Annotated in this window: 20 protein-coding genes; 4 read left to right on the top strand and 16 right to left on the bottom strand. The window is 63.5% G+C overall.

Annotation, left to right across the window (positions count from 1 at the left end):
* The 12 genes from ASG03_RS20450 to ASG03_RS20505 form a co-directional block, all read right to left on the bottom strand.
* Positions 1-906 carry a VOC family protein gene (locus tag ASG03_RS20450; RefSeq protein WP_062601289.1) on the bottom strand — a complete coding sequence of 302 codons (906 nt, stop codon included), beginning with the start codon at positions 904-906 and terminating at the stop codon, positions 1-3.
* A gap of 116 nt (positions 907-1,022) precedes the next feature.
* Entirely contained in the window at positions 1,023-1,595 is a 573-nt protein-coding gene (locus ASG03_RS20455) for a transglycosylase SLT domain-containing protein (RefSeq protein WP_062695600.1), read from the bottom strand.
* A gap of 81 nt (positions 1,596-1,676) precedes the next feature.
* Positions 1,677-2,120 (bottom strand): GNAT family N-acetyltransferase, encoded by a 444-nt coding sequence (locus ASG03_RS20460; RefSeq protein ID WP_244475341.1) that lies wholly within the window; start codon positions 2,118-2,120, stop codon positions 1,677-1,679.
* An 84-nt stretch (positions 2,121-2,204) separates the two neighbouring features.
* The gene (locus tag ASG03_RS20465; RefSeq protein WP_062468168.1) at positions 2,205-3,872 is read right to left on the bottom strand and encodes a CTP synthase; all 1,668 of its coding nucleotides are present in this window, start codon (positions 3,870-3,872) and stop codon (positions 2,205-2,207) included.
* Between the two features lie 104 nt (positions 3,873-3,976).
* Positions 3,977-4,636 (bottom strand): preprotein translocase subunit SecG, encoded by a 660-nt coding sequence (gene secG / locus ASG03_RS20470; RefSeq protein ID WP_062695602.1) that lies wholly within the window; start codon positions 4,634-4,636, stop codon positions 3,977-3,979.
* 199 nt (positions 4,637-4,835) lie between these two features.
* The gene (gene tpiA / locus ASG03_RS20475; protein WP_062695604.1) at positions 4,836-5,606 is read right to left on the bottom strand and encodes a triose-phosphate isomerase; all 771 of its coding nucleotides are present in this window, start codon (positions 5,604-5,606) and stop codon (positions 4,836-4,838) included.
* 143 nt (positions 5,607-5,749) lie between these two features.
* Positions 5,750-7,147, bottom strand: a complete 1,398-nt coding sequence (locus ASG03_RS20480) for an aspartate aminotransferase family protein (RefSeq protein ID WP_244475342.1) — start codon at positions 7,145-7,147, stop codon at positions 5,750-5,752.
* Between the two features lie 86 nt (positions 7,148-7,233).
* Positions 7,234-8,250, bottom strand: a complete 1,017-nt coding sequence (locus ASG03_RS20485) for an NAD-dependent epimerase/dehydratase family protein (protein WP_062695606.1) — start codon at positions 8,248-8,250, stop codon at positions 7,234-7,236.
* On the bottom strand, positions 8,247-8,687 hold the full coding sequence (locus ASG03_RS20490; protein WP_062695608.1) for an EamA family transporter: 441 nt from the start codon (positions 8,685-8,687) through the stop codon (positions 8,247-8,249). Before ASG03_RS20490 ends, ASG03_RS20485 begins: the two co-directional genes overlap by 4 nt.
* A gap of 122 nt (positions 8,688-8,809) precedes the next feature.
* A complete protein-coding gene (locus ASG03_RS20495) occupies positions 8,810-10,147 on the bottom strand; it encodes an FAD-binding oxidoreductase (RefSeq protein WP_062695611.1) in 1,338 nt (445 codons plus the stop codon).
* Positions 10,144-11,586, bottom strand: a complete 1,443-nt coding sequence (locus ASG03_RS20500) for a UbiA family prenyltransferase (RefSeq protein WP_062695722.1) — start codon at positions 11,584-11,586, stop codon at positions 10,144-10,146. Before ASG03_RS20500 ends, ASG03_RS20495 begins: the two co-directional genes overlap by 4 nt.
* Positions 11,587-11,714: 128 nt before the next feature.
* Positions 11,715-12,611, bottom strand: coding sequence for an alpha/beta fold hydrolase (locus ASG03_RS20505; RefSeq protein WP_062695612.1), 897 nt, complete (start codon positions 12,609-12,611; stop codon positions 11,715-11,717).
* A gap of 158 nt (positions 12,612-12,769) precedes the next feature.
* Here ASG03_RS20505 and parE point away from each other — a divergent pair, with 158 nt between their 5' ends.
* Complete coding sequence (parE, locus tag ASG03_RS20510) at positions 12,770-14,905, top strand: DNA topoisomerase IV subunit B (protein ID WP_062695724.1); 2,136 nt, start codon at positions 12,770-12,772, stop codon at positions 14,903-14,905.
* Between the two features lie 108 nt (positions 14,906-15,013).
* Here parE and ASG03_RS20515 read toward each other — a convergent pair whose 3' ends face one another.
* Positions 15,014-15,472 (bottom strand): GNAT family N-acetyltransferase, encoded by a 459-nt coding sequence (locus ASG03_RS20515; protein ID WP_062468182.1) that lies wholly within the window; start codon positions 15,470-15,472, stop codon positions 15,014-15,016.
* Positions 15,473-15,689: 217 nt separating this feature from the next.
* On the opposite strand from ASG03_RS20515, the gene ASG03_RS20520 reads away from it, so the two are divergent.
* Entirely contained in the window at positions 15,690-16,187 is a 498-nt protein-coding gene (locus ASG03_RS20520) for a hypothetical protein (protein ID WP_062695614.1), read from the top strand.
* Between the two features lie 69 nt (positions 16,188-16,256).
* Here ASG03_RS20520 and ASG03_RS22105 read toward each other — a convergent pair whose 3' ends face one another.
* Positions 16,257-17,384, bottom strand: coding sequence for a DUF2336 domain-containing protein (locus tag ASG03_RS22105; protein WP_062695616.1), 1,128 nt, complete (start codon positions 17,382-17,384; stop codon positions 16,257-16,259).
* A 75-nt stretch (positions 17,385-17,459) separates the two neighbouring features.
* Here ASG03_RS22105 and ASG03_RS22110 point away from each other — a divergent pair, with 75 nt between their 5' ends.
* Entirely contained in the window at positions 17,460-18,122 is a 663-nt protein-coding gene (locus tag ASG03_RS22110) for a hypothetical protein (protein WP_062695618.1), read from the top strand.
* An 18-nt stretch (positions 18,123-18,140) separates the two neighbouring features.
* On the opposite strand, the gene ASG03_RS20535 is transcribed toward ASG03_RS22110, so the two are convergent.
* Together ASG03_RS20535 and ASG03_RS20540 are read right to left on the bottom strand one after the other, a co-directional pair.
* On the bottom strand, positions 18,141-18,743 hold the full coding sequence (locus tag ASG03_RS20535) for a flavin reductase family protein (protein ID WP_062695620.1): 603 nt from the start codon (positions 18,741-18,743) through the stop codon (positions 18,141-18,143).
* A gap of 10 nt (positions 18,744-18,753) precedes the next feature.
* Positions 18,754-19,338 carry a nitroreductase family protein gene (locus ASG03_RS20540; protein WP_062695622.1) on the bottom strand — a complete coding sequence of 195 codons (585 nt, stop codon included), beginning with the start codon at positions 19,336-19,338 and terminating at the stop codon, positions 18,754-18,756.
* 322 nt (positions 19,339-19,660) lie between these two features.
* Here ASG03_RS20540 and ASG03_RS20545 point away from each other — a divergent pair, with 322 nt between their 5' ends.
* Positions 19,661-20,698 (top strand): hypothetical protein, encoded by a 1,038-nt coding sequence (locus ASG03_RS20545; RefSeq protein ID WP_244475339.1) that lies wholly within the window; start codon positions 19,661-19,663, stop codon positions 20,696-20,698.
* Positions 20,699-20,778: the final 80 nt, after the last annotated feature.

Below are 20,778 nucleotides of genomic sequence, written 5' to 3' on the forward strand. Positions count from 1 at the left end.
TCATTCTCCAAATACGAAGATGGCGCCCTGTCCGGGCGCTGGCGGAACGAGCAGCGTATCGCCGCGCTTGATGTGATCGATGGCGTTTTCAGCCAGAGCGGCCTGCGTCGCAGCAAGATCGTCAACGGTAAAGACGATCGCACGCGCGCGAAGTCCGCGCTCAGGGAGCGCCTCCTCGACGCCGAGATACGCTCGCATGCCCGCCTCGTTGAGGACGGAAATCTGGGCGTTTTCCGTCTCGATGTCCATGCCGAAGGAATGCGCCTCCGTTTCGCGCGCGTCCACCACTTGCTGCAGAACATACTGGAAGTCCGTCGGATTGGGCTCGGACAGAATGACTTTGCGGATGCCGGTCACGCCATTTGCGTGGTTTTCGAGCGTGGAACGGTCGGACGGTAGCGGCTGGACGCGCTGACAGGTGAAGCAGAAGAGATCGGGCGCGCGCAGGTCGCTGGCGAAAGCGAGCCGAAACTGCCCGATCGCCTCGCTCCCGTCCGGTCGCTTCATCGGCCGCGAGAACTCCAGGATGTCACCGCCCGACAGGCCGCTGCCCTGAAACCGGAGATGATCGGCGGCGGCATCGTCTGTGGAAAAGACAAGCGCTGAGAACCCATCCTGCCCACGCCGGAAGCGATAGGCCTGGTCGCGCGCGACGAAGACATTGCCTGTAAGGGCCGCAGCTTCGCAGTCCTCGCGCACGGCGACAGCCAACGGTTCGAGATAGGTCTTGTCGGCGAAGAATACGCAGGCATTTTCGGTGCCGAAGGGATGCAGGGCATCCGCGGCCACCGTGAAGCCTATTCGGGAGAGACGCGCACGGGCCGTGGCAAGGTCGCCGACCGGGAGAACGAGATGATCGAGATGGCGCCGGACATGGCCTGCGATCGCCGGTCGGTCGTCTCTCATCGTCCGCTTCTCCTCGTCACGCCGGCACGAACCAAGCGTCCCCGGGTGCTTGGCATCTTCGGGCCGACATTTCAAGGCTGGAGTTGAGAGGCTCGACGGGAACCCGCGCTGACGGGCTAGTCGCAGTTGCGGAGCTGCCCTGCATAAGAGGATGCAAGAGCCGCAGACCGGCGGGCGGTTGCCTGAAGACCGGCATCGCCGCGCCAGGAACCGCGTGCAAAGCCCGCGTCGCCTGAATAATAGGCGAGATAGAGGCTGTACGCATCGTTGAGCGCGATGCCGTTCTTGCGGTGGTTGCGTGCGTGATACCAGCCGACGAAATGGATGGCGTCGGAGAAGTTGGTCCGTTTGGCCATCCAGCGCCCCGTCGAGGCGCGATATTCGTTCCAGGTCCCGTCGAGCGCCTGCGAATAACCGTACGCGCTGGACACCCGCTTCCACGGGATGAAGCCGAGCAGCTTGGTGCGCGGAGGCTTTGCATAGGGCTGGAAGTTCGATTCCGTGTAGATCGTCGCCATCAGGATGGGCACCGGAACGCCATACTGCCTTTCCGCATGGCGTGCAGCCCGCTGCCAATTGTTGAACCACCCGTCGCGCTGCTCGAAAATCGCGCAGGCGTTCCGGGTGTTCTTCGGTGCCGTTGCACAGCCGGCAAGCGCCATCAGGGCGACGATAATCAATACACGCATCGCTCTCGATCCAATTCGAACGAAATGAATCGCAGGTAAACGTTAAAAGTTGGTTTTGATCGTTTCGGCAAATGCGCGGGGTCAGATCGTGCGACGGTAGAACCGCGTATCGAGATCCATTCGGGGGAAGCCAGCCGGCAGGTCGCCCGCATCGATGGTCGCAAAACCATTCTTCTCATAGAAGCGATGCGCCGCAAGAAAGCGATCGGTCGTGCCCAGGACGATGACGGAGAAGCCGTTTGCGGCGGCATGCTGAACGAGGATGTCGAGAAGCCGCTGCGCGATCCCATCGCCCGAGCCGCGATCGCTGGCCCCGCGATGACTGGCGGCGACGAACATCTTGCGCAAGGCGCCCTGCCCGTCTCCCAAATCTCTGAGCGCTATTGTGCCGACGATGCGACCGCCATCGTCCGCCACCCAGAACCCGCCGCGCCCGCGACGGTAGAAACCGTCGATATCGGCGAGGTCGGGCTGATCGGCGGCCGTGATCGAAAAGCCGAACTCGCCTGCCTGGATGGGCAAGATCAGAGCGACGATCCCGCTTTCATCTCCGGCCCTCGCGGGTCGGAGGATGACGTCGGCCTCAGGCGGCAAACCGTTCTGCACCGCTCAGACGAGCCGGGTCTGCTCGACCGCGGCTTCGATGAAGCTGGCGAAGAGCGGATGAGGGTCGAGCGGCCGGGATTTCAGTTCCGGGTGATACTGGACACCGATGAACCAGGGATGATCCGGATACTCGATCGTTTCCGGCAGGACACCGTCGGGCGACATGCCGGAGAACACGAGGCCGCAGCCTTCGAGGCGTTCCTTGTAGTCGATGTTCACCTCATAGCGGTGACGATGACGCTCGGAAATGTCGCCGGAGCCGTAGATATCGGCGATCTTCGTTCCCTTTTTCAGCGACGCTTTGTAGGCGCCGAGGCGCATGGTGCCGCCGAGATCGCCGGAAGCCGTGCGCTTCTGAAGCTCGTTCCCCCTGATCCACTCGGTCATCAGCCCGACCACCGGCTCGGCCGTGGGACCGAATTCAGTCGAGGACGCCTTTTCGATACCGGCCAGATTGCGAGCAGCTTCGACCACCGCCATCTGCATGCCGAAGCAGATCCCGAAATAGGGAACCTTGCGTTCGCGGGCGAAGCGCGCCGCCAAGATCTTGCCTTCCGATCCGCGCTCGCCGAAGCCGCCCGGCACCAGGATGCCGTTGACCTTCTCGAGATACGGCGCCGGATCCTCCTTTTCGAAGACCTCCGACTCGATCCACTCGAGCTTCACCTTCACCCGATTGGCGATACCGCCGTGATAGAGGGCTTCGATCAGGGATTTGTAGGCGTCCTTGAGGCCGGTATACTTGCCGACGATCGCGATCGTAACCTCTCCCTCGGGCGTGCGGATCCGATCGTAGACGTTTTCCCAGCTGTCGAGTCGGGGCTTCGGTGCAGGCTCGATGCCGAAGGCGGCAAGCACTTCCGAATCGAGGCCTTCCTTGTGATAGGCGATCGGCACATCATAGATGCTGGCAACATCGAGGGCCTGGATGACGGCAGACGGACGCACGTTGCAGAACAGCGAAAGCTTGCGTCGCTCGGCTTCCGGGATTTCCCGGTCGGCGCGCACCAGCAGGATGTCGGGGTGAATGCCGAGCGCCTGCAGTTCCTTCACGGAATGCTGCGTCGGCTTGGTCTTCAGTTCGCCCGCGGCCGGGATATACGGCATCAGGGTCAGGTGAACGAACACGGCCGCGCCGCGCGGCAGGTCGTTCTTCAGCTGGCGGATCGCCTCCATGAACGGCATGGCCTCGATATCGCCGACCGTTCCACCGATCTCGCAGATGACGAAATCATAATCCTCATTGCCCTCGGTAACGAACGCCTTGATCTCGTTCGTCACGTGCGGGATCACCTGAACGGTCGCGCCGAGGTAATCGCCGCGCCGTTCCTTGTCGATGATGTTCTTGTAGATGCGGCCCGTCGTGATGTTGTCGGTCTTGGTGGCGGAGCGACCGGTGAAGCGCTCGTAGTGACCAAGGTCGAGGTCCGTCTCCGCACCGTCGTCGGTAACGAACACTTCGCCGTGCTGCGTCGGGCTCATGGTGCCCGGATCGACGTTCAGGTAGGGGTCGAGTTTGCGGAGCCGCACCCGATAACCACGGGCCTGCAGCAACGCGCCGAGAGCGGCTGCGGCAATCCCTTTTCCAAGGGACGAAACCACGCCGCCGGTGATGAATACATATCGCGCCATGGGCTTGACCGGATACCTTTTCGAGATCGATTCCGCCATCGAAAAATGCCGCACTCCCCAGATTTGAGGGGGCGGCGTCGATGACGCACAAAAGAAAACCGGCGGAAAACAAGTTCCGCCGGTCGGTTTGAGCTGTGCTCTGCTTACTGCGCGGTCGGTGCGCCGGTGCCGGTCGATGCGGGCGGCGTAGCCGGTGCATTCGCGGCCGGTGCGTTCGCAGCGGGTGCCGGCGCGGCAGGGGTCGCCGTCGGAGCCGGTGCGGTCGTGTTCGCCGGTGCCATTGTGTTTGCCGGTGCCATCGTGTTCGACGGAGCGGGCGCCGGTGCAGCGGGAGCGGACGTTGCGGGCGCCGTGTTTGCAGGCGCAGAGCTCGTCGGCGCAGGTGTCGCAGGCGTATCGCCACCGGTCGGAACGCCGTTGCCCTGGGCGGCGGGAGCCGAAGCTGCGGGAGCCGGGGTTGCGGGGGTCGTGGTTGCCGGCGCTGTCGTGGCAGGCGGCGTCGTCGTGCCACCGAGAGAATCGAGGACGCCGTTGCCGTTGTTGGTCGTTCCCGGTATGCGATCGAGGACATCGGTCGCATTGGGCTGGTAGCGGGCGTAGATGCTCATGGCGAGCGCAAGGACGAAGAAGAGCGTTGCGAGAATGGCCGTCGTGCGGGTCAGCGCGTTCGCCGTGCCCCGCGCGGACATGAAGCCCGAGCCGCCGCCGACACCAAGACCGCCGCCTTCCGAGCGCTGGATCAGCACGACGCCGATCAGCGCCAGTACGACCATGAGATAGATGACAAGCAATACTTCCTGCATTTCGTCCAGTCCTGGCTTGAAGCGCGCAGGACCCCGGCCGTGTCGCCGTTCGTCACCCGCACTTGACGTCTCTCTTGCCGCAAATCTTCACGAAAAGCCGGGCACGGAACAGCCGCACGTTCCCGGCCGCTTGCTCGCAGCGAATTTCGGTTTCGCGGGCTCAATATACCAAGCAGCCCGCTATTCCAAGCCCGATGATTCAGCCGAGCAGCTGCTCGAATGCGCCGTAGATGGCGAGGAAGTCCTGCGCCTTCAAGCTGGCGCCGCCGATCAGGGCACCATCGACATTAGCGATGCCCATCAATTCGACGGCATTGGCCGGCTTGACCGAGCCGCCATAGAGAATCCGCATGGCCGATCCCGCGCTGCCAAAGCGCGCCGCAAGCTCCTTGCGCATGAAGGCGTGCGCCTCCTCGACATCGCCGGCCGTGGGTGTGAGGCCCGTCCCGATCGCCCATACGGGTTCGTAGGCGATGACCGTGTTCTCTGCCGTGATCTCATCGGGCAGCGAGCCGTCGAGCTGGCGCTTGAGGACGTCGAGTGTCTGGCCGGCCTTGCGCTCGTCGCCGGTCTCGCCGATGCAGACGATTGCGGTCAGCCCGGCAGCGAGCGCCGCTTGCGTCTTTGCCCGCACGACCGCATCGGTCTCGGCGTGGTCGGTGCGACGCTCGGAATGTCCAACGATGACGTAGGTTCCAAAGCAGTCGGCAATCATGCCCGCGGAGATATCGCCCGTGTGGGCACCCGACACGGCAACGTGGCAATCCTGCGCGCCGATGGCGAGCGGACTGTCGTCGCAGAGGGCCGTCGCCACGTAGAGAAGCGTCGCGGGCGGGCAGATGAGCGCCTCGACCTTTTGCGACAGCGGGCCCTTGACCCCCTCTGCCATCGCCTTGATCTGGTCGAGAGAGGCGCGGAGCCCGTTCATCTTCCAGTTCCCCGCAACAAGCGGACGCACATCAGGTGTCATTCGGCTTCTCTCCCGTTTTCCGACGATGGATCGGCCGTAGCAAATCCCTCCGGTCGTGGAAAGCATTCATGACGCACCGCTTGAAAAACGTCCACCCGGCCAAGCGCCGGGCGGAGACCGCGCGTCTTCCCCATGCTGCCGACTCAGCCCATCTGGCTGCCGACGAAATCCTTCACGATCCGGATGATGCCGCGACCGAGAAGGTCATCCAGCGCATCGACAAACTGATCGACATGCCCACGTTCGCAGATGAGCGGCGGCTCGAGCCGGATGACGTTGCGATTGTACTCGGTGAAGGCAACGAGGGTGTCGTAATCGCGCAGAAGCAGCGCGCCGATGAATCCGGAGAGGGACCCTTTGAGCTTGTCGTCGAGCATGCCGATGATCGGCCGCAGCACTAGGGGCATCGTCTGGCTGAAATCCTGGAACTCGAGCCCGACCATGAGGCCCTGGCCGCGCACCTCCTTGATGATCTTCGGATATTTTTCGCGCAGTGTCTCGAGCCGGGCGAGCAGATAGGCGCCCTGCTCCGCCGCATTGTCGATCAGATCCTCGTCATAAAGGACGTTCAACGCCTCGATTGCGGTGACGCAGGCCTCGCCCATGCCGCCGAAGGTCGCCATGGCATGGATCATCGCCGTCTTTGGCGTACCGTAGGCCTTCATGTAGATCTCGCGCCGAGCAATCATGGCGCCCACGGCCGCCTTGCCGCCGCCGAGCGACTTGGCCAAGGCGGTGATATCCGGCACGACGCCCTCGTGCTCGAACGCAAAGAAGCGCCCCGACCGGCCGTAGCCGCACTGCACCTCGTCCGCAACCCAGACAACCCCGTAGCGATCACAGAGCGCACGCAGGTCCCGCCAGAACCCGTCGGGTGCCCGGATGATACCGCCGCCCCCCTGGATGGTTTCCAACACGATCGCCCCGATCTGGGGATCGGCCTTGAAGGCGCTTTCGATCGCCGCGATGTTGCCGAAGGGCACGCGAACGGTGTTGCCGGACACGGTGAAGTCGGCCCGGTAGAGCGCGCCGTCCGTGATGTTGAGCACGCCCTTCGTCTTCCCGTGGAAGGAGTTCTCGGCATAGACGACCTTCGGCCGTTTCGGTCCGGCCGCACGCTCCGCGAGCTTGACCGCGGCTTCCATCACCTCGGAGCCGGACGAGCCGAGGAACACCATGTCGAGATCGCCCGGCGAGACGGTCGCCAGGTTCTTCGCGAAGGCCGCGGCATATTGCGACATGAAGGCGATCGCGATCTCGTGCCGCTGTTCGTCCTGGAAGCGTTTGCGCGCCTCCAGGAGGCGCGGGTGGTTGTGACCGAAGGCGAGCGAGCCGAATCCGCCGAAGAAGTCGAGAATCCTGCGACCGTTCTGGTCCGTGTAGTACATGCCCTCGGCGCTCTCGATCTTCACCTTGTGAAAGCCGAGCAGCTTCATGAAATGGAGCTGGCCGGGATTGACGTGGTCCTTGAACAGGGTCGTCATTTCCGGGACAGTCAGTGCCTTTGCGTCTTCGACCGTCAGGAGGTCGGGTTTCCCCATTGACGGACGGACCGGCTGCGGGCCTTCGATGGCGGGAGCGTCGACGAGGACGCGGGCGGGCGTATCGAGCATCGTGGAGATTCCCTCTATTCGGCCGGCACGGCGGCGGGCGCACTGGCGACGCCTCTGGATTTCTTGGCGCGATATTCGTCGTAGGCGGCAATCAGCATGGCGCCATCGTTGAATTGGGGCTTCCAGCCGAGCTCCCGCTTCAGCTTACCGGTTTCCCGGACACACATTTCATCGGCGATGAGATACTGCTCCGGATCCATGATCGGCAGATTGATCGCGTCGAAAGCAGCAAGCGTCGCCTTGACGGCGAAGCCGGGCGTCGGGACGAGGATGGATCGGGATCCGGCATGCCGGATCAGACCGCCGAGCAGGGCACGGACGGACGGCGGGTTGTCGGACCCGAGATTGTAGGCTTCATTCGGCACGCCGCCCTTCCAGGCGAGGCGAGCGGCTTCGGCACAGTCGAACACGGAGATGAACTGATAGGGGGCCTTGCCCGAGCCGATCATCGGCACCGGAATGTTGGCGTCGATCAGCTTGAACAGCTTTTCGAGGATGCCGAGACGGCCTGGACCGATGATAAGGCGCGGACGGAAGATGGAGATCCGCATGCCCTTCTCGCGATACGCGTGGCAAAGCTGCTCGGTCGCCCACTTCGACTTGCCGTACTCGCCGAGCGGCTTGATGGGATGATCCTCCGCCTGCGGGGATTGAACGGTATGGCCGTAGATCATGTCGGTCGTGAACTGCACGAGACGGTTCGCGCCCGATGCCTCCGTCGCCTTCATGATGTTTTCGGCGCCGTGGTAGTTGACCGGCCAGAAGAATTGCCAGCGCTTGGACCGCACCTGCAGGGGTGACAGCATCTTGGCCGCCATGTTGTAGACCATGTCGTCCGGGCCGATATCGACCTTCATGACTTGGTCCAGATCCGTAACATCGCAGGATATGAAGCGCACGCGGCCATGGGCGTAGTGTGGCAGGTCGGATCGAACGATGTCGGCCACGAGGACCTCTTCGCCTTCGTTGACGAGACGCTCGGCAAGGTGGCGACCGACAAAGCCGTCGCCTCCGAAAATGACGTGTTTCATGTCGGGCTCCCAAGGTGGATGGATTTTGCAGCTGGGCCGTGCGCCGCCGTGATGGTTTCGGGCGACGAGCGGCCGGACTGGGCGATGAGCACGGTTCCGACGCAGATGAACCCGATGCCGGCGATGCGCCAGGCATTCAGGTCCTCGCGAAAGATGAAGTAGGCGAAGATGGCCACGGCGACATAGGCAAGGCTGAGGAAGGGATAGGCAAAGGAAAGCTCGACCTTCGACAGCACGTAGAGATGCGACACCATCGAAATGGCGAAGGTCGCAAGACCGGCAAAGACCCAAGGGTTGAACAGGATCTGGAAGAAGCGGGCAACGGCGGTGTCGGCCGTGAATGTCAGCGGGCCAAGGCTCAGCATGCCTTGCTTCAGCATCAACTGGGCCGCCGCATTGGTCAGCACGGTAAACAGAATGAAGGCCAGATATTTCATCGCATCATCTCTTTCGGTCACGCGTCCGGGCGAACATCTCGGTGCAATCCAACTTACGCAAAAGAATCCACCATTCCGTGAAACTTGCTGGTTTCTTTGATTAAAACTGTCTTCATTTCGCTTCAAAGGGCCATGGCGGTGCGCCGCCAGAAATTGGACATCATCGCCGGATCGCGCATGGCCTCGAGCGACGTCCAGTCCGGAAAGGATGCCGCGAAGGTCTGCGGGCTCATGCGGGCATCCTTGTACGGATTGACCGCCCCGCCCGCGGACACGACGATCCTGTCGAGAGTATCGAGCAGCCTCAGCGTGCTCTCGCCCTGGTTGGCGAAATCCAGAGTGAGCGTGAAGCCGGGCCGGGGAAAGGAAAGCAGGCCGCGCGACGGATGATCGCCGAAACGTTTGAGAACCGTCAGGAAGGAACCGTGCCCGGCCGCTCGCGCCGTTTCCAAGAGGTTCGCCGTGACAGCGGGTGCGACGTCGGCGGGATAGACGCTCTGGTGCTGATACAGCCCCTTGGGTCCGTAGAGACGGTTCCAGTTCCGGATGGCGTCGAGCGGGTAGAAGTAGCCGGACCATTTGACCGTCTCGACCGTCTCCCCCGGCTTCGCCCGGCGGAGATAGGCCGCGTTGAACGCTTTGAGCGTCAGGCGGTTGAGAAGACTGACGGGCGGGGTCGCGGGAATGCCGAGTGTGCGTCCGCTCGGCAGATCGGGAAAATCGCACGAGGCATCGGCGTGATCGCCGGCGAGCAGAATGCCACGGCCGGATTTGCGCCCGGTTGCGAGCTGGTCGATCCAGGCAACGGAATATTCGTGTTCCGCATCGACCCGGTCGATCGTGTGGAAATAGGCATCGAGGCTATCGAATCGGATCGTATGCTGCTGGATGTGGGCCGACGGCACTTTCATCAATTGCAGGTCGATATCGAGGATGAGGCCCGTCAGGCCCATGCCGCCGATCGTCGCGCGGAACATCTCCGGGTTTTCGCTGTCGGAACAGGTGAGAACGCGCCCGTCCGAGCGCATCAGCGTCAATCGGCGGACATGGTTTCCGAAGGTGCCGCGCTGGTGGTGGTTCTTGCCGTGGACATCGTTGGCGACGGCGCCGCCCAGGGTGACATGGGCGGTGCCGGGTGTGACCGGCAGGAAGAAACGATGTGGCACGGCACGGCTCAGGACGGCCGAGAGGGTGACCCCGGCCTCGGCCGAGAGCATACCGGTTCCCGGATCGAAGGCATGAATACGCCCGCGGGAGCGATTGTCGATCAGGACGCCGGCATCATTATGACAGCTATCGCCGTAGGAACGGCCGTTGCCGAAGGGAAGGTAGCTGTCCCGCCCTGCCGTGCCCGCCTCGTCCTCGAAGGTGTCGGGGCGGATAGCCTGTCGCGGCCGCCGGTCGAGGCGGCCCCAGCTGTCGAAGGTGGAAGCCCCGCGTGCTGTTGTCGCGTCCGTCATTGTATGCCGACCGCCCCGATCATCACAAGCACGGCGCCCGACGCCATGGTCGCGATGCTGCGCCAGTCGCGCATGATGAAGACGACGGGATCCTCGTGCAGCAGGCCGCGCCGCGCGAGCATCCAGATGCGCAGCAGCATGTAGAGCACCATCGGGCAAAGCGGCCAGAGGGCGGCCGGCATGCTGTACATCTGCTGCATCTCGACGCTGTGGATATAGAGCGCCAGCACCAGCGCGGATGTAAAGGCGGAGGAGACGCCTGCCTGCCCGACCATTTCGAAATCGACCTGCATATAGCCGCGCCCCGGAACCTGGGCACCGGCCTCGCCGCCGTGCTCGCCGAGTTCGACATAGCGCTTCACGAGAGCCAGACTGAGAAAGAAGAAGATCGAGAAAGCGAGAAGCCAGAAGGACAGGACGGTCTCGGTCGCTGTTGCACCGGCGATGATCCGGATGGTGTAGAGACCGGCCAGCGTGAAGACGTCGACAAGCAGCTTCCGCTTCAGGAAGAAGGTGTAGGCGGTTGTAATGACGAGATAAATGCCGAGTGTGAGAATGAACTCGCCGGGCATTCGCAACGTCAGCGCGGTAGCGGCCAGGAGCAGGCTGCCCGCCAGGGCGAGGCCGATCGGCAAGGACATGCGCCCGCTGGCAAGCGGCCGAAACCGCTTCTTGGGATGGCGGCGATCATTCGTCAGGTCGGAGATATCGTTGATGACATAGACAGCCGATGCGAGGAAGCTGAAGGCGAAAAAGGCGATGACCGTATTGATCAGGGCGGCCCGATCGAGGATCTCGTGATCGAGTGCCATCGGAACGGCAATCAGGATATTCTTGGCCCACTGATGGACGCGAATGGATTTCAGCGTGTCCTTCAGGCCGCTCGTACCGGTCTCCAGACGCTCGGCATCATGACGCCGGCGCCAGGTTTCCGCAGCGCGATCCGGTGCGACGACGATGGCTTTTCGCGCGGCGTCGAACACCGGGATGTCGTCGCGGCTGTTGCCCATGTAGTCGAACCCGGCATCGCCATAGCGCGCGACCAGTTCCCTGCACTTGCGATGGCTGGTCAGATTGTGGGTCGGAGACGAGTGCAAGACAGCCGTGAAGACCCCGGTATGGGCTGCGACGTCGAGCGCCACCTGCTTCGCGGCCCCTGTCACGAGCACGACCTCGCGTCCGGTTTCCCGTTCCTGCCGCAGACGTGCGATCACTTCGGGGCGATAGGGCCAATCGGCGGCGGTGCGACCGGACCGGGCGGCAACTTCGTGCTTCAGATGGGCCTTGCCGCGCCACGCCCAACGGATCAGCGCGAAGATCATCAGCGGATTTCGGAACAGCACGACCGCGACGCCTTCCCACAGCGTATCCGCCGCGACAAGCGTACCGTCCAGATCGACGCACAACGGGACGAGCCGTGTATCGGTTCGCGCATCCATCATCGCACTCCCGTGTTCTCAGAACCCGGACGATGCCACGCCGTGCTTTCGGAAAGGCAAACGAGAGGCCGCCAGGACAGCGCGACTTCAATCGGTGGTTAATGAAGCGAAAATCGCTCAGGTTGCATCTACCGGGTAAGGATCCAGTTGATGGCGTCGCGCCAGTCGGTCATCCTGACCGGCGTTCCATGGGTACCTGCCTGGAAGAGCACGAAGCGGGTTGGATACTTGCCCTTTCGCAGGCGCGTATAGAGCGCCGCCTGGTCGTCCGCCATGTAGGTCTTGTCGGCGCTGCCATGGCTTAAGAACAGGGGCAGCTTGCGGGCGAAGGCAGCGCTCTTCATGAAGTCCGGATCGGTCGCGCCGCCCATGATCATCATGCCGGACAAGTTGGCGACGGCCTTGGCATCGCGGGAAACGCCCCAGCAGAGGAAGCTTCCCATCGACGCGCAGGACAGGATGATCGGGCGACCGGGTGACCGGCGCGCGACGACATCGATCAATCCGGCAATGTCGGCAGCGCCATCCGAATCGAACGACCGCGCGCTTGGCGCGTAGTAGACGCCGCCGTTGTCCACGGCGAGGTTCTTCAGGCGATTGAAGTTGCCTCCGAAGGAAAAGTCGTTTGCCCCGAGCCGTCGGTCCCCACCCCGCCCGTGAAGGAAGATCACCGTGAAGGCTGCATTCTGCGGTGTCCCGACCCTGAACACATCCAACCCATGTCCGCCGACATCGACGGTTTCGTTCTCCTGGAAACGCTTGACGCCGAGCGAGACATAGGGCCGCTTGACGCGGCGCTCGGGCACCTCGTCACGACCATTGATGTCCCGCATCTCGTCGTAGTCCACGGTCAGCCAATCGCCGCCGTCGCGTGACTCCAGGACGCGGCCGTAGCTGAAAAGCTCATCCTTGAACGGCTGCAAGGTCTCGGCGCGCGCCGGGCCGTGCGCGAGAACAAGAGCGGTCATGAAGACGACAGCCTTGGGAACACCGAAGCGGCCAAAAGAAAGTGTGGATCGGGCCATGTTTTGTTCCCTTTTTGATCTCCCGGGCCCTCTTGGCTCTTTCGCCGGGCCCCTGCCCTCTGTATGAAGAGGTGGAATAAACAGGCGGGCCGGGACCGGCAGCCGGTTCCCCGCCCTACAGCATCAGCCGACACATCGAAAGACGTTTGACGCACCAGATGACGGACAGCAACGACCTTTTCGCGAATGCAGCGCCCGCGCCCCGGAAGCCTTCGGATACGAAGCCGCCGGAGCCGAAGGCGTTGGATCTGAAGCCGGGCGCGCCGAAGATCGGTGACGGGAAATCCGGTGCCGGGCCGGGAGCCGACGAACCGAAAACGGCGACGCGTGCGGCAGGAACGCCGGCTTCCCAGCTGAAGACCGATACGGGCGACTACAACGCGTCCGCCATCGAGGTTCTGGAAGGCCTCGAGCCGGTCCGCCGTCGGCCGGGCATGTACATCGGGGGTACGGACGAAAAGGCGCTGCACCATCTGTTTGCGGAAGTCATCGACAACTCGATGGACGAAGCGGTGGCCGGACATGCCAATTTCATCGACGTCCATCTCGATGCGGAAGGCTGTCTTGCGGTCACGGACAATGGTCGCGGCATCCCGGTGGAGAACCACCCGAAATTCCCGGGGAAGTCCACGCTCGAAGTCATCATGACCGTGCTCCATGCCGGCGGCAAGTTCGACAGCAAGGTCTATGAGACCTCGGGCGGTCTGCACGGCGTTGGCGTTTCGGTCGTCAATGCGCTTTCCGACGTTCTGGAGGTCGAGGTTGCGCGGAACAGGCGGCTTTACCGCCAGCGCTTCTCGCGCGGCATCCCCCAGGGCGGCCTCGAGGAGCTCGGCGACGTCCAGAACCGGCGCGGCACGCGCGTGCGCTTCCATCCGGATCCGGACATCTTCGGACCTCACGCCAAGTTCGAGCCTGCGCGTCTTTTCCGCATGGCCCGGTCGAAGGCCTATCTGTTTGGCGGTGTCGAGATCCGCTGGTCCTGCGACCCCTCGCTGGTCGAGGGCACCGAAACGCCGGACAAGGCGGTCTTCCACTTCCCCGGCGGGCTGAAGGACTACCTCAAGGCGACGATGGGCTCCGAGTTCACGGTGACGCGCGAAATCTTCGCCGGCAAGACCGAGAAGACGGGTGGCCACGGCGCGCTCGAATGGGCCGTTACCTGGTATGGCGGCGATTCGGTCGTGCATTCCTATTGCAACACCATTCCGACCCCCGAGGGCGGCACGCATGAAGCGGGCCTGCGCATCGCCCTGACCAAGGGTCTGAAGGCCTATGCCGACCTGACGCAAAACAAGCGCGCGGCGATCATCACCACCGACGACGTCATGATCTCGGCGGCGGGCATGCTGTCCGTCTTCATCCGGGAGCCGGAATTCGTCGGCCAGACGAAGGACAAGCTCGCCACCGTCGAAGCGCAGCGCATCGTCGAGAACGCGATCCGAGATCCCTTCGATCATTTTCTGGCCGGCAATCCGCAGGAGGCTGCCAAGCTGCTCGACTGGGTGATCGAGCGCGCCGACGAGCGCGTCCGCCGCCGCAAGGAAAAGGAAGTTACGCGCAAGAGCGCCGTTCGCAAGCTGCGCCTGCCGGGCAAGCTCGCCGACTGCTCGCAGAACTCGGCGCTGGGCGCCGAACTCTTCATCGTGGAGGGCGACTCGGCCGGTGGCTCGGCCAAGCAGGCGCGCAACCGCGCCAACCAGGCGATCCTTCCGCTCCGGGGCAAGATCCTGAACGTGGCGAGTGCCGGACGCGAAAAACTCGGCGCGAATCAGCAGATCTCGGATCTCGTCCAGGCACTCGGTTGCGGGACCCGGTCGAAATACCGGCAGGAAGACCTTCGCTACGACCGGGTCATTGTCATGACCGACGCCGACGTCGATGGCGCCCACATCGCCTCGCTGCTGATCACCTTCTTCTATCAGGAGATGCCGGAACTCATTCGTGGCGGCCATCTCTATCTCGCGGTGCCCCCGCTCTACCGGATGACGCAGGGCGCCAAGACGCTCTACGCCCGCGACGATCTTCATCGCGTCGAATTGATGGAGAAGGAGTTTACCGGACGCGGCAAGGTCGAAATCGGTCGCTTCAAGGGCCTCGGCGAGATGATGCCGGCGCAGTTGAAGGAAACCACGATGGATCCGTCGAAGCGGACGCTTCTGAAGGTTTCGATCGACGAGATCGATTTCGAGGGAACGCGCGATGCCGTCGACAATCTGATGGGAACCAAGCCGGAAGCCCGCTTCCGGTTCATCCAGGAGCGCGCCGTGTTCGCCGAGAATCTTGATATCTGACGCTGTTCGTTCCGGGCCTTTCCCGGCAGGTCCGGTTCCGGCCTTCGGCCGGCGGTGCTAGGCTAGGTTCTGGCCCGGCGCAGAAGCTCGGATTGGTAGATACGGTTGTCAGGCGACGATCTTTTCCATGAAGAGACTGAGCGGATCGGGCATGTAGGTGCCGAACGGCTCGATGTCCCGATACCCGGCCTTGCGATAGAGGCCGATGGCTTCCGGCTGGTAGATGCCCGTCTCGAGACGAACGGTCGTCAGTCCGCTCGCGCGCGCCTTTTGCTCGATCGCGTCGAGAAGGGCCTGCCCGGCCCGCATGCCGCGCGCCTTGGGGTCGACGAACATCCTCTTGATCTCGCCGCTGCCGTCGCCCGCGGCCACCAGCGCACAGCAGCCGACGATGGCACCATGGTGCCGCGCCACGAAAAATGAGACGCCCGGCTTTTCGAGCGTTTCCAGATCGACGAGATGATTGCTTTCCGCCGGATAAAGCGACTGCGCATAGGCATCCGACTGGTCGAGGAGATCGATGATCGCCGGTTGACGGGGAGAGTCTTCTCGAATGGTCAGAGTCACTTGGCGGAATGTCCTCAGAAGGTGAATCGGCGCGTTGAGACAGTGCGTGATACGCGGTTTTCAGCCTTACACCAATTCCCGGATGAGGTCTGTTGCATTGCCGTCGAAGGCTTCCGCCCCGAGAGCGAGGATGCCGGACGGCTTTCCGACGCTGCGCGCCATAATTTCGGGCGACCCTCTGTTTACGCTTTACTCAGATACAGGAGAGAAGCAGATCATGGTCAGTGCGGTTCTCGTCGTGATGACGATCCTCGGTTGCGACGACAGCGTCAGCCAGTGCCATTACGTTGATACGGTGAAAGGATCCTGGGAGACGGTTGCGGCCTGCGACAGCCAGTCGCAAAAGAAGCTGCCAGCCTATACCAATGCCAGCTATCCGGTCATCGTCGCCATGTGCGAGAAAACGGGGGACGCGCCGATTGCCGCCGATGCCGAAAGCCGTACCGTTGCACGGACGACCCTGCCGCCTACGGTGGCCACCCCGTCCACGGCGCCGACGGTCGCACCTTCCGAACCATCGCCCACGGCGCCTTCCCCGCGCCTCACGCCCGCGCCGAGCGACGAGACCGCCCTGCGCAAGCCACTTCCGGAACGGGCCTATGCGATGCTGCGCGGCGTGCTGCCGGATGGGCAGAAGATCCGTCACGCCATCTCGGTTCCCGTCCATTACCTGGGCGACGGCTATTCCTGGGTGGCGACGCGCATCGCACGGTGAGCCTGACGTCGCCGCCATGCCCTGCACAATCGCCGAAGGGCTAAGGCACCGATACGTCGATCGGCGGCTTCACGCAGCTTGCCGGGCAGCGTCGATGGCGAAATCGCGTGCGAAGCGCCGTTGTTCGGCGATGGCCAGCTTTTCCACACACTCCGAGAGCCCGGAGCTGTCCGTCATCGTTCGGAGGCGACGGACGAGAACCGAGGCGATGGATGCTGCCGGAATGTGGGAGCCCTGGCGGCGCTCGCGGCGCCAGATGAGAATGGCTTCGGCGAAGAGCGCGCTGACCTCGCGGTCCAGTCCCCCGTTTTCGAACAGAGCCTGAAGAACCTGCGGGCGGCCATCCGAGAGAATGGAGCGAACCCGCTTTTCGCTGAGCTCCGTCAGCGCGACGATCGCGGTCGCGAAGAAGTCGACGCGTCCATGGCAGAGGGCATTGACGAGCAGGGCCGGCGTTAGCCGTCCGGTGACCCTCAGTTCCTCGACCAGCCCCTGGATGTCGGCATCCTCCAGCAATCCGGCCATATCGATCGTGGCCGTTTCGCAGGCAGTGCGCGCAACCCGCTGCAGGCGATCAACGCCGATCACGGCTTGAAGAAAGGTTGCGCCCTTGAGGGCGGCGCCCACATGCTCGACCAGCACCTGACGTGCATCTGCCGGCAGGTCTTGTCGCTCGAGAAGCAGATTGCGGATGCTGCACACGTCGCCCAGACGATCCGCAATGCGCTTCAGCGTTCTGCGCGACAGATCGGCTGCGGCATTTTCGAGGAGGATCATCACCTCGGGCACGCCGCCGACTTCGCTGATGGCAGCGGAAACCGGGCGCGACACGTGGCTGCGGGAGGCGATGAAGGCGCGAAGCTCCGCTGTTCCGCGGGCCGCAAGGTCGATCAGATCGTCATCTGCAAGGACCGTGGAGCGGGTGACGACGGTAAAGGCGATTTCCGGCTGGTCTTCCGCCAGCGAGAGAATGATCGGCCTCGGCGCTTCGGGCGCTGCTGCGAGCGCCTCGGCCAAGGCCTGGCGAACTTTCGGAGAGGGATCGTCCAGCAGAAAGGTCATGGCCATGTCGGCCGCGTGACGGTCGATGCGATCGCCGTCCTTCGAACAATAGGCCCGCGCCAGAGCGCTTGCGGCGCGGGCGCGGTCCGTCGCCTTGGCGGTTTCGACCCAGCGAAGAAATGCTTGTATGATCACCGACGCCCCACTACGCAAAACGGCCAGATGCTGATGATACGATGGTAAGCAGGAAACGTTTAAGATTGGTTCACCATGTCGCTTAACCCTGATGAAACCGGTCCGATCGTGTTCTTCGATGCCGCAGACCTTGCGCCCGAGCGCTGTTTTGCCGCGGTTCTCTCTCCGGAAGGGTCGTTCGACGGTGTGCCGGCAGGGCGCCTGCTCCTGTCGGTCGGCCTCGAAGATCTTCAGGACGACGCCTGCACGAAACTGTTCGCCCGGTTCCGACCATCCGGTGTCCTGCTGTCGGGTTGCCGGACACGGGCCGATGTTCAGGCGGCTGACGTTGCCCTCGGGGTCATCGAGGCAGAGACGGGGCACCCCGAAAGTGACCTCGCGATTGTCGCCGTTTTCGGCGCAGACCCGGCATCCTTTCTCGGCGCGGAACGGCTTGCAGGGGCGTCGCGACGCCTGATCGCTCTCGTGCTGGACGAAGACGCGCTGGCCGCCGCCATCCGCCTGATGTCGCAGGCGGCACGGTCCCTCTCGCCAGCGATCCAGCTGGCGCGCGGCGCCGTGATCCTGCGAGCGGCCGATGCCGGCCTGCCCTGTTTCTGGTCCCTCCCCTTGGGTGAGACGGACGGGCACGCGCTGCTCCGCCTGCGGGACGCGGCCCTGCAATTCGGGTTCCGCGATGTCGTCGTCCGGACAGCCCACCATCGGATCGTGCTCGGGCGGGCTGATGCGAGGGATTGATGCGACAGGCTTCGGCGCTCAGCGACCGGGGCGCATGAGTTCGAACACGTCCCCCGCATCGGCGTAATCCATGTAGCCGAGACGCCCCACGGGGCGCACTCTCGCCATGTCGAAGCGCCCGTCGCGCAGGGCGTCCTCGCGAATGTGGATGCCGACCACCTGGCCGATGACGACATGGTTTTCCGCAGGCTCGCCGGACAGGGTTTTCGGCTGGAACATCTCGGTCATTCGACATTCCAGCGCAGCATAGGCTTCGCCGACGAAGGGTGCCTCGACCAGCGTGCCGTCCACCGGCGTCAGGCCGGCGGCTACGAATTCGCTTTCGCCATGCGGCAAGGGTGCCGACGAGCGGTTCATCGGATCGACGAGATCGCGGCTGACGAAGCTTGCGGTGAAAACGCCGGTCTCCTCGATGTTGCGAACGCTGTCCTTCCATCCAGACGATGAAAACATCACCATCTTCGGCACATCGCCGATGGCATTGAAAAAGGAATAGGGCGCAAGATTGTGGCTGCCGTCCTTCGATCGCGTCCCGATCCAGCCGATCGGGCGGGGAGAGACGATCGCCTTGAACGGATCGTGCGGAAGGCCATGGGCATTGGTGTCGGTGGCATAGAACATCAGGCAGACCTCACGCGTCTTCGCCGACCCAGGTGACGATTTCCGAGAGCGCGGGGCGCGGGCGCTCGGTCGGCGGCACCTGCGGCGAACCGATATGGATGAAACCGGCGACTTTCTCCCCGTCGCGAATTCCGAGCACCGGGAAAGCCCGCTGATCGAAGGCGAACCATTCGCTCAGCCAGTTCGAGCAGAAGCCGAGCGCGTTGGCAGCCATCAGCAGGTTGAGGCACACCGCACCGGCGGACATGATCTGCTCCCATTCCGGCACCTTGGCGTGCGGCGCTGCCGTGCTGATGACGGCCACGACCACAGGCGCGCGGGTGAGACGTGCGTGCTCGACCTTGATCATCTCTTCGGAAAGATCGGGCTTTGTTTCCAGAGCCAGACGCGCCAGCTCCGCGCTGATGCGGGCGCGTTCTTCGCCGCGATAGACGATGAAGCGCCACGGCGCCAGTTTGCCGTGATCGGGCACGCGCGACGCAAGCGTGAGAATCTCCTCGATCTCGGCTTGGTCGGGACCCGGCTCGCACATCTGAAAAGCGGGGATGGATCGGCGCGTCGCCAGATAGTCCTTAAGGCCGGGAACGGTCGTCATGTCGGTCACTTTCGCGGGAATCGGCCCAGCGGCGGATGCCGTCACGGGTCGGAATGTCGTCTGCGGCCGGCATCAATGCCGGTCATTGGGCTGGGTATGACGAGCCCCGGCACGGCTCACGGAGACGGAAGTCCTGTATCCCTCGCGTAAAACTGTACCGGTCCTGCACATTATGCAGTAGGTTGCGGCCAGTGAGGTCAGTGCCGCCAGCCACGAAATCGCCATACCGGCGTCTCAAGTGGAGCCACGTCGTCAGGAAGTCAACCGTCTCATGCATCACCCGGCTCTTCTTCGCTCCCTCCCGCTGGATCCGCGTCCGGGAATGGCTCTCGCCGTTTTCCTGGTCTTCAGCGTGACAGGCAGTGCGCATGCTCAGACCGTGCAGACCGGAATCCTGCCGGAAGGACCGGCACAGCCGGAGGCCGTGCAGACGGACCCCTTCAAGAGCTTCCCCTCGATCTCGACGCCGCCGAAGATGCCCAAGCTGAACAGTTTCAGCCCGATCGTTCCGAGCCAAGCCACGCAGGGACCGACCACGCGCGATGTTCGGCTGGACGCGCTTCTCAAAGATAAAGGCGGCGTGGTGGAGCAGGGTCTGACCTGGCGCGTGTTCAGCCCGATCCCCGGCTCCGACGGCAAGCTACCACTGGTCGCGACCTCCCAGGGTGGATCGGCCGCATTCCAGCTCGTCCCCGGCGAGTATTTCGTCAATGTCGCCTTCGGTCGTGCGGGCGCGACACGCAAGATCCGCGTTGCGGAGACCGGTGCCTTCGAGCGGCAGGTCCTCGTGCTGGACGCGGGCGGTGTCACGTTGAACGCGGTTTCCGGCGCGGACGTGCGGATACCCCAGGCCGAGCTCTCCTTCTCGATCTTCTCATCGGACGTGAAGGAAGACGGCGAGCGGGCCTTGGTGGTGGCCGACGTCAAGCCCAACACGGTGGTTCGCCTGAACAGCGGCACCTACCATGTTGTCTCGAACTACGGCTCCGTCAATGCGGTCATCCGCGCGGATATCCAGGTCGAAGCCGGAAAGCTGACCGAGGCAACGATCCAGCATCGGGCGGCCAAGTTGACCCTGAAGCTGGTTGCCGAGCCCGGCGGCGAAGCCATCGCCGATACGGCATGGTCGATCCTGACGGCATCCGGCGACGTGGTCAGCGAAAGCGTCGGGGCGTTTCCCACGCTGGTTCTGGCCGAAGGCGACTACAGCGCCGTGGCACGCAACAACGAGAAAATCTACCAGCGCGACTTTACGGTGACCGCTGGCGTCAATGCCGATGTGGAAGTGCTGCTGTCGAACACGGCCGCGCAGCCGGGCGCGCAGGGTGAATCGGCCGCGGCTGCCAACGCGCAGGACTGAGCGCAATCCCGCCAAGGGACAGTCCGGCGCAAAACGAGAGAAGCCGGATCTCTCGACCCGGCTCCCGTCTTCGCTTATCT

Origin of the sequence: Rhizobium sp. Leaf341, assembly GCF_001424325.1 — a bacterium.
Lineage (GTDB): Bacteria > Pseudomonadota > Alphaproteobacteria > Rhizobiales > Rhizobiaceae > Ferranicluibacter.

What these genes read in the sequence shown, in the direction of transcription:
- secG (WP_062695602.1), bottom strand. Translation starts at nt 4,636, where the DNA reads ATGCAGGAAGTATTGCTTGTCATCTATCTCATGGTCGTACTGGCGCTG.
- ASG03_RS22110 (WP_062695618.1), top strand. Translation starts at nt 17,460, where the DNA reads ATGTCGCTTAACCCTGATGAAACCGGTCCGATCGTGTTCTTCGATGCC.
- ASG03_RS20520 (WP_062695614.1), top strand. Translation starts at nt 15,690, where the DNA reads ATGGTCAGTGCGGTTCTCGTCGTGATGACGATCCTCGGTTGCGACGAC.
- ASG03_RS20500 (WP_062695722.1), bottom strand. Translation starts at nt 11,586, where the DNA reads ATGGATGCGCGAACCGATACACGGCTCGTCCCGTTGTGCGTCGATCTG.
- ASG03_RS20450 (WP_062601289.1), bottom strand. Translation starts at nt 906, where the DNA reads ATGAGAGACGACCGACCGGCGATCGCAGGCCATGTCCGGCGCCATCTC.
- ASG03_RS20490 (WP_062695608.1), bottom strand. Translation starts at nt 8,687, where the DNA reads ATGAAATATCTGGCCTTCATTCTGTTTACCGTGCTGACCAATGCGGCG.
- ASG03_RS20485 (WP_062695606.1), bottom strand. Translation starts at nt 8,250, where the DNA reads ATGAAACACGTCATTTTCGGAGGCGACGGCTTTGTCGGTCGCCACCTT.
- ASG03_RS20465 (WP_062468168.1), bottom strand. Translation starts at nt 3,872, where the DNA reads ATGGCGGAATCGATCTCGAAAAGGTATCCGGTCAAGCCCATGGCGCGA.
- ASG03_RS20505 (WP_062695612.1), bottom strand. Translation starts at nt 12,611, where the DNA reads ATGGCCCGATCCACACTTTCTTTTGGCCGCTTCGGTGTTCCCAAGGCT.
- ASG03_RS20540 (WP_062695622.1), bottom strand. Translation starts at nt 19,338, where the DNA reads ATGACGACCGTTCCCGGCCTTAAGGACTATCTGGCGACGCGCCGATCC.
- ASG03_RS20495 (WP_062695611.1), bottom strand. Translation starts at nt 10,147, where the DNA reads ATGACGGACGCGACAACAGCACGCGGGGCTTCCACCTTCGACAGCTGG.
- tpiA (WP_062695604.1), bottom strand. Translation starts at nt 5,606, where the DNA reads ATGACACCTGATGTGCGTCCGCTTGTTGCGGGGAACTGGAAGATGAAC.
- parE (WP_062695724.1), top strand. Translation starts at nt 12,770, where the DNA reads ATGACGGACAGCAACGACCTTTTCGCGAATGCAGCGCCCGCGCCCCGG.
- ASG03_RS20545 (WP_244475339.1), top strand. Translation starts at nt 19,661, where the DNA reads ATGGCTCTCGCCGTTTTCCTGGTCTTCAGCGTGACAGGCAGTGCGCAT.
- ASG03_RS20455 (WP_062695600.1), bottom strand. Translation starts at nt 1,595, where the DNA reads ATGCGTGTATTGATTATCGTCGCCCTGATGGCGCTTGCCGGCTGTGCA.
- ASG03_RS20480 (WP_244475342.1), bottom strand. Translation starts at nt 7,147, where the DNA reads ATGGGGAAACCCGACCTCCTGACGGTCGAAGACGCAAAGGCACTGACT.
- ASG03_RS20535 (WP_062695620.1), bottom strand. Translation starts at nt 18,743, where the DNA reads ATGTTCTATGCCACCGACACCAATGCCCATGGCCTTCCGCACGATCCG.